Origin of the sequence: Rhizobium oryzicola (assembly GCF_030504645.1) — a bacterium.
In the GTDB taxonomy this organism is placed as follows: domain Bacteria; phylum Pseudomonadota; class Alphaproteobacteria; order Rhizobiales; family Rhizobiaceae; genus Neorhizobium; species Neorhizobium oryzicola.
In genome coordinates, this window is the sequence record NZ_JAUKWQ010000001.1 from 1,103,199 (window position 1) to 1,115,609 (window position 12,411).

Below are 12,411 nucleotides of genomic sequence, written 5' to 3' on the forward strand. Positions count from 1 at the left end.
GATGTCATCATTTAGACGCACGTGCGTGTTGCGTCGCGTGTTGACTACGAGCTTTAAGTCTATCTGCGGTTAAGACGGCAGCGCTGAGCTTAGGCAACGACTGAGGGGTGGAATGCGCAGATTGTTCATCCTGTGTTGCGTCATCGGTTTGTGCTGGGTTGCCTGGCAGGCTTATTTCCGTCGTTCAGCAACAATCGACCTGACGCAGGGTTACCGTCTCACCTACACGGTGGCCTGGGGCCTTGGCATGGATCAACGGCTGAGCCTGAAGCAATATGGACTACCTTGGGCAACCGGCTCGACAGGATGGATAGAGGTCTGGAATAAGCCCTACAACACTGGCGCGGTTGTCTACGCTGCCGAGACGGGTGATATTTACTATATCGGAACCGGCTACCAGTTGGTCGCCGTCAACGTGACCCAAGGAACAATGCTCACGCGCTGTGATCCTGCATGGATACCGAAGCCCACGGCGCTCGCAGAGCAACAAATGATCCTCGAAAATAACGGTGGGCAGGGCGTCTCGAATGCGCCCAAGCTCTGGACATACCTCCCTCAAAACGCAAATGGCGGCGGCGCTCCCATCAATCCGCCGCTCTCGGAATATTATGTCGGGGTGCGGTATCTCGGTCGCTTTGGTATCGTTGAGCCGGATCGCCAGACAGGCTTAGGTAGGGGCCAGGAAGTGAGATTTGTGCCGGCAGAGAACGCACCAGAACCGCGACTTGCCTTGCGCTTGTATTGTGGGTGATGGGCCGTTGTACTCACCCCACCCGATGCTGTCGCATCGACCTCCCCCTCAAGGGGAGGTGGGAGGGTGGCGCCGGTCGCGGCATTCCCCATCACCGTCAGAAGACATCTTAATGCCAGCCGCATATTGGCTTCTCCGCGCTTGAGAAGTTCCCGGCGGTGCGGCGATTTCCCCACCTCCCCTTGAGGGGGAGGTCGCAGCGAAGCTGCGGGTGGGGTGATCGAACATGCTTCAAAACACATAGCCTTAGCAGGATCATCCCCATGAAATCATTTCTTCACCTGCCTTGGCGGGCGGCAAAGCCTGTGGCCGAGGCCAAGGCCGTCAGCGGTCTTGCCATTCTCGCCGGCGAGGGGGCGGCGCAGTGGTCCGGCCGCTCTTATGCCGCGCTGTCGCGCACCGGCTTCATGACGAACCCGGTCGTCTACCGGGCGGTACGGATGATTGCCGAAGCCGCCGCTGCCGTTCCGTGGCTCGCTTACGAGGGTGAGCGGGAGGTGGTGGATCACCCGGCGCTGATACTTCTCAAAGGCCCCAACCCACGCATGGGCGGGGCGGATTTTCTCGAAGCCCTCTATGGCCAGCTGCTTCTCTCCGGCAATGCCTATGTCGAGCCGTTGCTGCTGGCGGGCGCTTTGCGGGAACTGCATCTCTTGAGGCCCGATCGCGTGAGCGTGGTGGAAGGGCCGGATGGCTGGCCTGTCGCCTATGATTACCGGGTGGGTTCGCGGCTCAGGCGTCTTCCCGCGCAAGGGGGCGAGCTTTCTCTTCTGCATCTGGAGCTGTTTCATCCCCTCGACGATAATGGCGGCTTTTCGCCTCTGGGGGCAGCGGGCGCAGCACTCGACCTGCACAATGCCGCCGCGAAGTGGAACAAGGCGCTCTTGGACAATTCGGCGCGTCCATCCGGCGCGCTGGTCTATCAGCCAAAGGAGGGCGGCAATCTCTCGCCCGACCAGTATGAGCGGCTGCGCGACGAGCTGGAGGCGGGTTATAGCGGCGCCGTCAATGCCGGTCGTCCGCTGCTGCTCGAAGGCGGGCTGGACTGGAAGGCCATGGGCCTTTCGCCCAAGGACATGGATTTCATCGAGGCGAAGAATGGCGCGGCGCGTGACATTGCGCTCGCCTTCGGCGTGCCGCCCATGCTGCTCGGCCTGCCCGGCGACAACACCTATTCCAACTATCAGGAGGCGAACCGCGCCTTCTACCGCCTGACCGTGGTGCCGCTGATCACCCGCACGGCGGCGAGCCTATCCACGTGGCTGTCGGCCATCTACCCCGCCTTCGATCTCAAGCCGGATCTCGATCAGGTGCCGGGGCTGGCCGCCGAGCGCGATGCGCTGTGGACCCGCATCGGCAATGCCAGCTTCCTCAGCGATGACGAGAAACGCCAGGCGGTGGGCTATTGAGGGCAGGGGAATTGAGGCGTATATTTGTAATACGTCGTATTACAGCGCGCTTTTGAAGGAGCCTGCCATGGCCGACAAACCCGTTCTCTCCGATCCGATCACCCTGCGTCTGCCGGAAGACATACTGGCCGAGGTGGAACAGATTGCCAAGGCGACCGAACGCAGCCGCAGCTGGGTGATTGTGCGGGCGCTGAAGTATTACCTCATGGCGGAGGGCAATGACATCCTCCAGATCCTGAAAGGCGAAGAACAGGTTCGTAACGGGGAATTCGTCGATGCCGAAGACCTGTTTGCCGAACTGCTCGATGAAGCCAAGCCTGACGCCGCCTGATGCGTGTGATCCTTTCCGCCAACGCAGCCGCGTTTCTAAAGCGGGAACGCGCCTATCTGGAGCACTTCAATCCTCGTGCGGCCAGACGGGTGATCGAAAACCTCCGGTCCGCATTTCGCTTGTTGAAGGACTATCCGCAGGCGGGGTCGCCGATCAAACTGCCGGGACGCCGTCGATATATCTGTGGCGTTTACGTGATCGACTATACGGTGGAGAAAACGCGTCTCGTCATTTCTCATATCCGGCATGGCCAGCAGGCAGATCCCGAACTGGCGCATGATGATGAGCCGTTTCTGTAATCAGAACTCACCCTCACATCCCGCTTTAACAAGCCGAATCTAAAACTCAGCCATCGCCGCTAGACGTCTCATCCGATTCAACAATTGAAGCCCGCGAAGCACCTGCCTCGCGGGCTTTTTCTTGGGCCCACCATCCATCGAAAGGGCATCGCCATGTCTCATCTTGGAGAGGAAAACAGCCTTGTCGCGGCCAAGCTTCTGGGCTCTGCCGCCGGCGCCTGGGTGTCGCTGATCTATCTCTTGCCGAAAAGCCTGCAGGAGGCTGCGACGCGTTTCTTAACCGGCCTTACCTGCGGGCTGATCTTCGGCGGCCCGACCGGGTTGTGGTTGACCGATCGGCTGGGGCTGGAGGGCCAGCTGTCCTCGCTGGAAACCGCACTTGGCGGTTCCGCCGCCGCCAGCCTCTCAGCCTGGTGGGCGCTCGGTGCGCTGTCTCGCATCGCAGACCGCTACGGCGCCAAAACCGGCAGCCGCTAAGCCCGCATCCCTCATAACCTTTCTGGAGCTTTCCATGCACGCTTATCGCGGGCCACGGCCCAATGCGCGCAAATTCGCCAATCTCGATCTCGCGGGCCTGTCCGGCGATGGCACGTTTTCCGGCTATGCCAGCGTCTTCGGCGAGGTCGATCTCGGCAAGGATGTGATCGAACGCGGCGCCTTCAGCCACTCGCTGGTGGAGCGGGGTGCGGCCAAGGTGCGCATGCTCTACCAGCACGACCCGAACGAGCCGATCGGCGCCTGGACCACGATCCGGGAGGATGAGCGCGGGCTTTACGTGGAAGGCGTGCTTTCGCCCGGCGTGGCGCGAGCAGCCGAGGTGTTTTCGCTGATGAAGACCGGCGCGCTGGATGGGCTTTCCATCGGCTTCCGCACCGTGCGTTCCCGCTCGGAGCCGAAGAGCGGCGTCAGGCGCATTCTGGAAGCCGATCTCTGGGAAATTTCCGTGGTGACCTTTCCGATGCTGCCCTCGGCCCGGGTCTCCAATGTCAAGCATGCGCGGTTCTTCCGCGATCGAGAAACCGAACTCGTGCGCGGTATGCGGCGGGCGGCGAAACTGATGATGGCAACGACTTTCAAAGGATGACGAGATGAACGAGATGACCAAAGCTTCGCCCGAGGTGAAGGCCGTGCCGGATACGGTAACGGCCGCCTTCGAGGATTTCATGGAGGCCTTCGAGGCCTTCAAGGAGGTGAATGACCGACGCCTCGGCGAGATCGAACAGAAGCTGACCGCCGATGTGGTGACCCGCGACAAGATGGAGCGCATCAATCGCGTGGTGGACGAGCAGAAGAAGCAGCTGGATACGCTGCTGTTGAAGAAGGCGCGTCCGGCGATCGGCGGTCGTGGGGAGAGCGCCGACAGCGGCGAACACAAGGCGGCGTTCGATGCCTATATTCGCCGCGGGGAGGAGGCCGCGCTGCGCGAGCTGGAGGCGAAGGCCATGGCGGGAGCCACCGGCTCCGATGGCGGCTACCTCGTGCCATCGGAAACCGATACGGAAATCGGCCGCCGTCTGGCGATCGTCTCGCCCATGCGGTCGCTGTCGACGGTACGCACCGTCTCCTCTGCCGTGCTGAAGAAGCCTTTTGCGTTGAGCGGACCCTCCACCGGCTGGGTGTCGGAAACGGCGGCGCGCCCGCAGACCAACACGCCGCAGCTGGCCGAGCTTTCCTTCCCCACCATGGAACTTTACGCCATGCCGGCGGCCACCCAGTCGCTGCTGGATGATGCGGCGGTCGATGTGGAAGCTTGGATCGCGGGCGAGGTGGATATCGTCTTTGCCGAGCAGGAGGGCGATGCCTTCATTCGCGGCGATGGCGTCAACAAGCCCAAGGGGGTCCTGGCCTATGACACGGTGCCGGATGCCAGCTGGAGCTGGGGCAGCCTGGGTTATGTGGCAACCGGGCAGGCGGGCGGCTTTGCCGCATCAGGCGCGTCCGATGTGTTGATCAACGCCATCTACGCGCTGAAGGCCGGCCACCGCCAGAACGCCACCTTCCTGATGAACCGCAAGACGCAAGGGGAGATCCGCAAGTTCAAGGATGCCGATGGCAACTATCTCTGGCAGCCGCCGGCTTCCGTCAACCAGCCGGCCACGCTGATGGGCTTCCCGGTGGCCGAGGGCGAGCAGATGCCTGATATCGCGGCGAACGCGACCGCCATTGCCATCGGCGATTTCCGCGCCGGCTATCTGGTCGTGGATCGCTTAGGCGTGCGCATCCTGCGCGATCCCTATTCCGCCAAACCGTATGTGCTGTTCTACACCACCAAGCGCGTCGGCGGCGGCGTGCAGAATTTCGAGGCGATCAAGCTGGTGAAGTTTGCGGCGAGCTGAGGGGCTGATTTGGTCACCCCACTAAACGCTCTGCGACAGCGTCTCTAGAACACCCCCCTCTGCCTTGCCAGGCATCTCCCCCACAAGGGGGGAGAACAGCAGAACGGTTACCCGCTCGCTCTCTCTATGACATCAAGGCACTGACAGCTTTCCCTGACGCAAGAGGGATCGAGGCGGTGCCACGAGTCGATCTACCCCCTTGTGGGGGAGATGCCCGGCAGGGCAGAGGGGGCAACGAAGTCGGCACCACCCTGATTGAGAACAATCTGCCCCTCACCCTAACCCTCTCCCCGCAGGCGGGGAGAGGGGACGATCCAGCCACGCCGGTGCGTTTCCCCCTCTCCCCGTTCTGACGGGGAGAGGGTCGCCGAGCGCAGCGGAGGCGGGGTGAGGGGCACTTGCTACGCTTCCCAAACTCCAGGACATCTCATGACCTACACCATCACCAATCCGCCGGGTGCGGAGCCGGTCACGCTCGCCGAGGCGAAAGCGCATCTGCGCATCGACCACACAGACGAGGACGCGCTGATCTTCTCGCTCATCCGCGCAACGCGCGAACATCTGGAGCGCGAGACCGGCCTTTGCCTCCTCACCCAGAGCTTTCGCCTCTATCTCGACGACTGGCCCGACAATGGCTTGGTGACGTTATCGCGCGGTCCGGTCCAAACCATTGAGGTCGTCACCGTCTATGACCACGAGGGTGCACCGGTCGCGGTGCCTCTGGCAGGTCATCTGCTGGATGGCGCGGCCCGCCCGGCAAGGCTGTGGCTGAAAGACCCGCCACTGCCGGGTCGGCCCCTGAACGGCATCGAGATCGATTTCACCGCAGGCTTTGGCGAGACCGGCGAGGATGTGCCGGGGGCACTCATTCGCGCCATGCTGATCCATATGGGTTACGCCTATGCCTTCCGGGGCGTGCTGTCGCCTGACCAGCAGCCGGCGGGCGTGCCGGATGGATATGAGCGGCTGATCGCGCCTTACCGCCTGAGGCGCATCTGATGGGCACGCTCATTCTCGACCCCGGCGCGCTCACGGCACGGCTCACACGTGAGGCGCCATTGGATGCACCGGACGGTCAAGGCGGGGCGACGCTCACCTGGTCTGAGGTGGGTCGTCACTGGGCACGCATCGAGCCCGTGTCGCAAACGCCATCGGAGCTTGCCTCTGCCGATCGCGTGCTGCTGCATCACCGTGTGTGGCTCGGCAAGGCGGAGGGCATCACGGCAGGCCAGCGCTTCCGCAAGGGCGGCCGCATTCTCACCATCAAGGCGGTGCGCGACCCCGATGAAACCGGCCGCTATCTCGTCTGCGATTGCGAGGAGGAGGCGCAATGACCCGTGAAAATGCGCTTCTCTCGGCCATTCACGCTCGCCTCTCTGGTGATGCAGCCATTGTGGCAGAGGTCGGTTCGCAGGGTATCTGCGACCGGTTGCTGCCGCGCATGCAGCTTCCCGCCGTCATCCTCTCCGAGGTGGAAACGCGGGATTATTCGACCGCGACGGAAGAGGGCTTTGAGCATATCCTGACGCTGGAGGTCTGGGCGTCGGGTGAGGGCAGGGCCCGAGCACAGGAGATTGCCGCACTGGTTCGATTAAGCCTGCAGGATGCGGATCTCACGCTTGCCGATGGCGGAACCCTTGTCAGCCTTTCGCACCAGACGAGCCGCAGCCGCCGCGAGCCGAAAACGAAACTCTCGATCGTCGAAATGCGCTTTCGGGCCGTTACGGAGTGATGGTAACCGGGCGTGCGGCGCTGCGGGCAAGCGCGCCCAGCATCAGCAGCAGCACGATACAGACTAGCGAGAGAACGCCCGCCACATAGAGCGCGCTGGCGGTGCCGAAATTATCCATCAGGGCCGTGAAGAAAACCGGTGCAACCGAGACCGCGAGATTGGTGGGCAGCGAGATGCGCGCCGATTGCAGGCCGAATTCCTTTGGCGAAAAGATGGCCAATGGCAGCACGGCGCGGGCGACGGACAGCACGCCGGAACCGAAACTGTAAAGCAGAGTAAAGGCGATCAGGCTGGCGACGGGTGCGGGCGAGACGAGCAGGAGCGGATAGGAGATGACCATCATGCCCGCACCGATCAGCGCCGCAGTGAGCGGGGTGCTGCGCTTGCCGAGCGCAAAATCGAGTGCCCGGGCGGAAATGCCGATCACGCCGCGCGCCGCCCCCAATTGGACCGCCAGTGCCGGCGTGGCGCCGGCGGTGGTCAGGAAATGCAGGAAGGTGGGCGAGAGCCCGAAGGAGACGAAGCTGGTGATGGCGGTGGGCAGCGCGATCAGCGCAAAGGCCAGCCGCTTCTGCGCCGGCGTCAGCACCAGTGGCGCCACGTCATCTGCTTGAGCCGGCGTGCCGTCGGGCTGGGCCACGCGCTTCGGCAGTGCAAAGAGGTGCAGCGGCAGGCAGATGAGAAAGTTGAGGCTGGCGAGGATGACCAGCATGACCCGCCAGCCGACCGCCTGCGCCATCCAGGTTTCGATGGGCCAGAAAATGGAGGCGGAAAGGCCCGTGAAGATCATCAAAAGCGCGATGACCCGCTTGCCACCGGCGCCCTCCCGTTCCACCACCGCCGCATAGGCTGGCACGGAGAGGCAGCAGGCCCCGGCAAGCCCGATCACCAGCCAGGAGAGCGCATAGACAACCGCTCCCTGTGCTGCCGCCAGAAGCAGAAGGCCAGCTGTCATCAGCACGGAACCGGCGGAAAGCACATGCGCCGCGCCATGCCGCTCCAGCATGCGGCCGATCCAGGGGCCGGCAAGCCCGCCGGTCACCATCATCACGCTGAGCCCCGCAAACACCAGCGCATTCTGCAATTGCAGATCGCGCCCGATGCTGGTGCCCACCAGCACCCCCGTCATGTCCCAGCTCGTGCCCCACCCGATGATCTGGCTGACGGCAAGGGCTGCAATCAGCCGGGCGCGGCGAAGGGAGCTTTGGGTAGGCTTCAGGGCAGGCATGCGGAGGATGACTTTCAAAGGCGGTTATGCAGTCAGCAGTATCAGACTACATCGGCCATTCAACCGGTTTGTGACGCGACACTCCGCATGCGAAACAACTGTCCCATGAACCTCTCATCCGACAATTTTCCGATCGCGGCCGCCACAATGGCGGTTGCGGCAACCGCAAAGACAAGGCGCCCAAGGAGAACGCCGTAGGCATCCGCGCCGACAGCCATGACAACAAGCGTGTCTTCGATCACGCTATGGGCAAAACCCATGAAAACGCAGGCGAGAAAGATCTGTCGCGGCGAAATTTTCCCTGATTGCGCCTCGCGGATCAAAAGCCCGGCGCCATAGGAAATACCGAGCAGAAGGCCGATGGCGGTGAGATGTCCGGCTTCGCCGCGGATACCGGCGAGACGCAATATGGGAGAAGCGAGCTTCATGATGAAATCCAGCACGCCCACTCGCTTGAGGATGGCAAGCCCCCAGGACAGCGCGAGCAGGATCACCAGCATCGAAAGCATGGTTTCGCCAAGGCCCTTCAGATACTCAAGCCAGTCCGGCGTGGCGCTGATCGGGATCCATGTCGGGTTGACCTGGGCCGACAGCCAGCCGGTCGCCTGCAGCACATGATGCAGCAGAAAGGCATAGAACAAGCCGCCGAATATACGCAGCAGGGTGGTGGCGACCATGCCCGGCCCGGCCTGCTGGATGATCTTCTGCTCGATCGGCAGGCCATGCGCAAACAGGATGAGCGCCGAGAACACCGTGACATCAGCCGTTGAAAGCGACGAGACGGGAACGAGCGCGAAGATGAGCGGCACGGCACCCCAGATGCCGACCAGCATGCCCGTCAGCCAGGCGAGCCCCAGTTCCGGCGGCAGCCCGACAAGGTTCATGACGGGCGCAAAGATGGGCGCCACGGCCTTGATGACACCGAGGCGCGAAAGCACTTCCGTGAGGATGCTGATGGGAACGGTGATGCGCACAAGAACCCAATAGATCTTCAGCGTGTCGCGGGTTTGGGCCAGGGCAGATTGCAGCAGGGACATGAAAAGCTCCTTCATATATCCCCTCCTGCTAACCCGGCCCGCTTCGAATTTGTGGTCAAAAATTGCAGACCTATGCAATTTTATTGCAAAGGTGGAGCGGCGATTTATGCTGTGCCCATGGACCGGATCGATAAAAAACTCCTGAACCTGCTGCAGCGGGATGCCTCCCGTACCAATGTGGAACTGGCTGACGAAGTGGGCCTGTCGCCTTCCAGCTGCCTGCGCCGCATGCAGCGGCTCACGAAGACCGGTGTGATCGACCGCATCGTCGCGATCCTCAATCCGGCGAAGGCGGGGCGCAGCATCAAGGCCTTCGTGTCTGTTGAGATGAAGCTGCATACGGAGCAGCACATGCGCCGCTTCATGGATATCGCGGCAGCCGAGGAAGCCGTGTCAAACGTCTATGCGGTGACCGGCCAGACGGATGTGGTCCTCATGCTGCGCCTGCGCGACATGGAAGAGTTTGACGCGCTCTGCGACCGCCTGTTTCGCGACCACAGCAATGTGGCCCGCTTCTACACGATGATGGTCATCCGCACGGGTAAGGAAGAGACGGCGATTGCGGTGTGAATTGAACTATCTATCATGCTGAGGGGGCATGTGCGGCAGGATGGAATAACAGAAATTGACTGAAACGGTGGGCGTTATACTGCGGCTGTCTGGCGTGGCAGTATCACAGGATGTTTTGAAAGAGGCGCTGGGCTTTCCGGTTTCACTTGGGCGTGGCCGTCGAACCGGCGACGACGATCTCTATGCTTCCATTGAGTTGACGGAAGAGGATGAGAAGCTTGACTGGGATGCGCTCCTGACAAAACTGGATCGGCTTGTGGAGCCCTTATCCGTTTTGGTCAAGGAAGGTGCGGTAGCACAAGAGCCCAAGCTTGATATCGGCCTGCCGTTTTATACTGGCGCCATGGGAGCATGGGTTATGCTTCCACCCGAGATCTGTGCCCTTGCTGGCCGAAATGGCATCGCGATCATCATCAGCTATTATCTCACACAAGAGGATGATGATGCGGGTTGACCGTTCTTAGAAAATAGCGATCTCCCATTTTGTCCGGCGGCTTAGCGATATCGCGAGAATAGCTCTCTCTGAGCCCGATTGATCGAGAGGTCGTCCCAATCGATCTCTCGCTTCGACGCGGGGATTATCCGCCAGATGCTGCCATCACTATTCTCATTGTCATAGAAGAGAGTTCCATGGATGCCCATTGCCTCTCGCTTGAGAATGGGGCGCTCCCAGAGGGGCAGTAAAAGTCGGCCTGCCTCTTCATCGCCCAGTCGTTCAATCAAATGTTCGATCAGCTCCATGTCTTGGTCGTTGGGAAATATGACGGAGTATTCGTCTTCCGTGGCTTGGAAAACGCTGAAGGTGGCGTTTGTAGCGCCGTCGATAATCAAAATGTTTTTCATCGCAAATATTGTAATGGTGCGAACGCCATACAGCAACGGGTCGGTGCAGGGCTGTCTTCGACAGCATGATTGAGGGAAAGCGCCAAGCGGCAGTTCTCGGCGAACAGGCCTTTGACGCAGCCGAGGGTACCAAATCGATCCAGCTTTGCGACGTATCGCGCATCCCAAGCCCATGTACCACGATTTTGAACGCCCCGAGCTCCGCTCGCAAGGGCCTGCTTTTTGATGCCTTGAAAGGAGAGATCAATGACCGCGCAGAAGGGAAAAGACCTGCTGCTGAAGGTGGAGGATGGCTTAAGCTTTCTGACGGTGGCGGGGCTTCGCTCGCGCCGCATCGCCTTCAATGCCGAGACGGTGGAGGTGACGGATGCCGAAAGCGCCGGGCGCTGGCGCGAGCTTCTGGGCGGCACCGGCATCCAGCGCGCCTCGCTGACGGGCGGTGGCATCTTCAAGGATCAGGCTTCTGACGCCCTGGTGCGCAGCCTGTTCTTTGCCGCCTCCATCGTCAACTGGCAGGTGCTGATCCCGTCCTTTGGGGTCATCAGCGGCCCGTTCCAGATCACGGCGCTGGAATATTCCGGCGAGCATAATGGCGAAATCCGCTTCGATATCGCCATGGAATCGGCCGGTAGCCTTTCGTTCGGGGCGATCTGATGGAACGATTAATCTCACGCTCACACGGTGCCCGCGCCAACCGGCGGCGCGGCGAGATCGAGGCCGTGATCGACGGCGAGCGGCGCATTCTGTGTCTGACGCTGGGTGCGCTGGCCGAACTGGAAACCGCTTTCGGCGTCGAGGATCTATCCGCGCTTGCCCGCCGCTTTTCCGCCGGGCATCTGAGGGCTGAGGATATCGCCCGCATCATCGGCGCAGGGCTGCGCGGTGCGGGCAATCTGTTCTCCGATGAGGAGGTGGCGGCCATGAGCATGGAGGGTGGCGTGCCGGCCTTTGCCGCCATTGCAGCCAAGCTTTTGAACGCCGCCTTTACCGGTGGCGGGGCGCGCCCGCCGGACCCTTGACTGCCGCAGCCGGCAGGGTCGAGCCTTCTGGCTTTCCCTGGCCGCTCATCCTGCATGCGGGGCTCTGCCTGCTGCGGCTTCCTCCCCATCAGTTCTGGCAGATGACACTGACGGAACTTTCGGCACTCTGCGGTGGGTTCAAGCCACGCGCGCAAGGCTTTGATCGCGCTGCCTTTGCGGCGCTGATGGCGGCGTTTCCGGATGGGTGATCGAGAGGCGGCAATCCTCACCCCTTGTCAGCGTTTTATTCACCCCCCCTCTGTCCTGCCGGACATTTCGACCCGGTCGATTAAGCACAGGAACTCCCATGGATACCGACGCATTCTCCCTTGACGACACGCTGACGACGGCGGATGCGCTGTCGGGCGTGATGAGCGATCTCGAAACCCGCTCGCAGCGGTTTGGCTCGGCGCTGACCACTGCGCTGAAATCCGCGACCGTCAGCGGCAACAGTCTCGAAAGCGTGCTGAAAAGCCTCGGCAACAAGCTGACGAACATCGCACTCAGCTCTGCCCTGAAGCCGCTGGAAACCTCGCTTTCGAGCGCGGTCGGCGGCTTGATCGGTTCGGCCACATCCTCCGTCACCGCCTTTGCCGATGGCGGCGTGGTGCGCTCGCCCAGTTATTTTCCACTGGGCAGCGATGTCGGCCTGATGGGCGAGGCGGGAGCGGAAGCCATCCTGCCGCTGCGGCGCGGGCCGGATGGCGCGCTCGGCGTTGCCACCCATGGCGGCGGCGGCACGCAGGTCGTCTTCAACGTGACGGCAACGGATGCCGCAAGCTTCAAGAAGAGCGAAGGCCAGATCACCGCCATGCTGGCGCGCAGCGTGGCGCGCGGCAAACGCGGGCTATAAGGG

The 12,411-nt window shown here is 62.0% G+C and carries 19 protein-coding genes; 16 read left to right on the forward strand and 3 right to left on the reverse strand.

The features are described 5' to 3' along the window. The first annotated feature begins 112 nt into the window (after positions 1 to 112). The 10 genes from Q2T52_RS05500 to Q2T52_RS05545 all read left to right on the forward strand — a co-directional run bounded on the left by Q2T52_RS05500 (position 113) and on the right by Q2T52_RS05545 (position 6,858). Positions 113 to 751, forward strand: coding sequence for a hypothetical protein (locus tag Q2T52_RS05500; RefSeq protein ID WP_302075651.1), 639 nt, complete (start codon positions 113 to 115; stop codon positions 749 to 751). Positions 752 to 1,014: 263 nt separating this feature from the next. After that, a complete protein-coding gene (locus Q2T52_RS05505) occupies positions 1,015 to 2,160 on the forward strand; it encodes a phage portal protein (protein ID WP_302075652.1) in 1,146 nt (381 codons plus the stop codon). A 67-nt stretch (positions 2,161 to 2,227) separates the two neighbouring features. Beyond that, positions 2,228 to 2,491: a CopG family ribbon-helix-helix protein gene (locus tag Q2T52_RS05510; RefSeq protein ID WP_302075653.1), complete on the forward strand. Its 264-nt coding sequence runs from the start codon at positions 2,228 to 2,230 to the stop codon at positions 2,489 to 2,491. Next, positions 2,491 to 2,790: a type II toxin-antitoxin system RelE/ParE family toxin gene (locus Q2T52_RS05515; protein WP_302075654.1), complete on the forward strand. Its 300-nt coding sequence runs from the start codon at positions 2,491 to 2,493 to the stop codon at positions 2,788 to 2,790. Before Q2T52_RS05510 ends, Q2T52_RS05515 begins: the two co-directional genes overlap by 1 nt. 153 nt (positions 2,791 to 2,943) lie before the next feature. Beyond that, the gene (locus tag Q2T52_RS05520; RefSeq protein WP_302075655.1) at positions 2,944 to 3,267 is read left to right on the forward strand and encodes a DUF6107 family protein; all 324 of its coding nucleotides are present in this window, start codon (positions 2,944 to 2,946) and stop codon (positions 3,265 to 3,267) included. Between the two features lie 34 nt (positions 3,268 to 3,301). Beyond that, positions 3,302 to 3,874 (forward strand): HK97 family phage prohead protease, encoded by a 573-nt coding sequence (locus tag Q2T52_RS05525; protein ID WP_302075656.1) that lies wholly within the window; start codon positions 3,302 to 3,304, stop codon positions 3,872 to 3,874. A gap of 4 nt (positions 3,875 to 3,878) precedes the next feature. Further along, complete coding sequence (locus Q2T52_RS05530; RefSeq protein ID WP_302075657.1) at positions 3,879 to 5,126, forward strand: phage major capsid protein; 1,248 nt, start codon at positions 3,879 to 3,881, stop codon at positions 5,124 to 5,126. Positions 5,127 to 5,555: 429 nt separating this feature from the next. Continuing rightward, the gene (locus Q2T52_RS05535) at positions 5,556 to 6,125 is read left to right on the forward strand and encodes a head-tail connector protein (RefSeq protein ID WP_302075658.1); all 570 of its coding nucleotides are present in this window, start codon (positions 5,556 to 5,558) and stop codon (positions 6,123 to 6,125) included. After that, on the forward strand, positions 6,125 to 6,460 hold the full coding sequence (locus Q2T52_RS05540; RefSeq protein WP_302075659.1) for a phage head closure protein: 336 nt from the start codon (positions 6,125 to 6,127) through the stop codon (positions 6,458 to 6,460). The genes Q2T52_RS05535 and Q2T52_RS05540 overlap by 1 nt, the downstream gene beginning before the upstream one ends. Continuing rightward, complete coding sequence (locus Q2T52_RS05545) at positions 6,457 to 6,858, forward strand: DUF3168 domain-containing protein (protein ID WP_302075660.1); 402 nt, start codon at positions 6,457 to 6,459, stop codon at positions 6,856 to 6,858. The genes Q2T52_RS05540 and Q2T52_RS05545 overlap by 4 nt, the downstream gene beginning before the upstream one ends. On the opposite strand, the gene Q2T52_RS05550 is transcribed toward Q2T52_RS05545, so the two are convergent. Both Q2T52_RS05550 and Q2T52_RS05555 read right to left on the reverse strand, forming a co-directional pair. Beyond that, complete coding sequence (locus Q2T52_RS05550; protein ID WP_436799502.1) at positions 6,848 to 8,086, reverse strand: MFS transporter; 1,239 nt, start codon at positions 8,084 to 8,086, stop codon at positions 6,848 to 6,850. The genes Q2T52_RS05545 and Q2T52_RS05550 overlap by 11 nt on opposite strands. Positions 8,087 to 8,145: 59 nt before the next feature. Further along, the gene (locus tag Q2T52_RS05555) at positions 8,146 to 9,123 is read right to left on the reverse strand and encodes a nucleoside recognition domain-containing protein (RefSeq protein WP_302076044.1); all 978 of its coding nucleotides are present in this window, start codon (positions 9,121 to 9,123) and stop codon (positions 8,146 to 8,148) included. Between the two features lie 117 nt (positions 9,124 to 9,240). Between Q2T52_RS05555 and Q2T52_RS05560 the strand changes: the two genes are divergently transcribed. Then, on the forward strand, positions 9,241 to 9,693 hold the full coding sequence (locus tag Q2T52_RS05560) for an Lrp/AsnC family transcriptional regulator (protein ID WP_302075662.1): 453 nt from the start codon (positions 9,241 to 9,243) through the stop codon (positions 9,691 to 9,693). A gap of 55 nt (positions 9,694 to 9,748) precedes the next feature. Then, the gene (locus Q2T52_RS05565) at positions 9,749 to 10,147 is read left to right on the forward strand and encodes a hypothetical protein (protein ID WP_302075663.1); all 399 of its coding nucleotides are present in this window, start codon (positions 9,749 to 9,751) and stop codon (positions 10,145 to 10,147) included. Positions 10,148 to 10,188: 41 nt separating this feature from the next. Here the strand turns inward: Q2T52_RS05565 and Q2T52_RS05570 are convergent, their stop codons facing one another. Beyond that, positions 10,189 to 10,536, reverse strand: coding sequence for a DUF8220 family protein (locus Q2T52_RS05570; protein WP_302075664.1), 348 nt, complete (start codon positions 10,534 to 10,536; stop codon positions 10,189 to 10,191). A gap of 246 nt (positions 10,537 to 10,782) precedes the next feature. Here Q2T52_RS05570 and Q2T52_RS05575 point away from each other — a divergent pair, with 246 nt between their 5' ends. The 4 genes from Q2T52_RS05575 to Q2T52_RS05590 all read left to right on the forward strand — a co-directional run bounded on the left by Q2T52_RS05575 (position 10,783) and on the right by Q2T52_RS05590 (position 12,408). Next, positions 10,783 to 11,190 carry a phage major tail protein, TP901-1 family gene (locus Q2T52_RS05575; protein ID WP_302075665.1) on the forward strand — a complete coding sequence of 136 codons (408 nt, stop codon included), beginning with the start codon at positions 10,783 to 10,785 and terminating at the stop codon, positions 11,188 to 11,190. Beyond that, positions 11,190 to 11,555 (forward strand): gene transfer agent family protein, encoded by a 366-nt coding sequence (locus tag Q2T52_RS05580; protein WP_302075666.1) that lies wholly within the window; start codon positions 11,190 to 11,192, stop codon positions 11,553 to 11,555. The genes Q2T52_RS05575 and Q2T52_RS05580 overlap by 1 nt, the downstream gene beginning before the upstream one ends. Continuing rightward, the gene (locus tag Q2T52_RS05585; protein ID WP_302075667.1) at positions 11,552 to 11,764 is read left to right on the forward strand and encodes a rcc01693 family protein; all 213 of its coding nucleotides are present in this window, start codon (positions 11,552 to 11,554) and stop codon (positions 11,762 to 11,764) included. The genes Q2T52_RS05580 and Q2T52_RS05585 overlap by 4 nt, the downstream gene beginning before the upstream one ends. Positions 11,765 to 11,862: 98 nt before the next feature. Next, positions 11,863 to 12,408, forward strand: coding sequence for a phage tail tape measure protein (locus tag Q2T52_RS05590; RefSeq protein ID WP_302075668.1), 546 nt, complete (start codon positions 11,863 to 11,865; stop codon positions 12,406 to 12,408). The last annotated feature ends 3 nt before the right edge of the window (positions 12,409 to 12,411 follow it).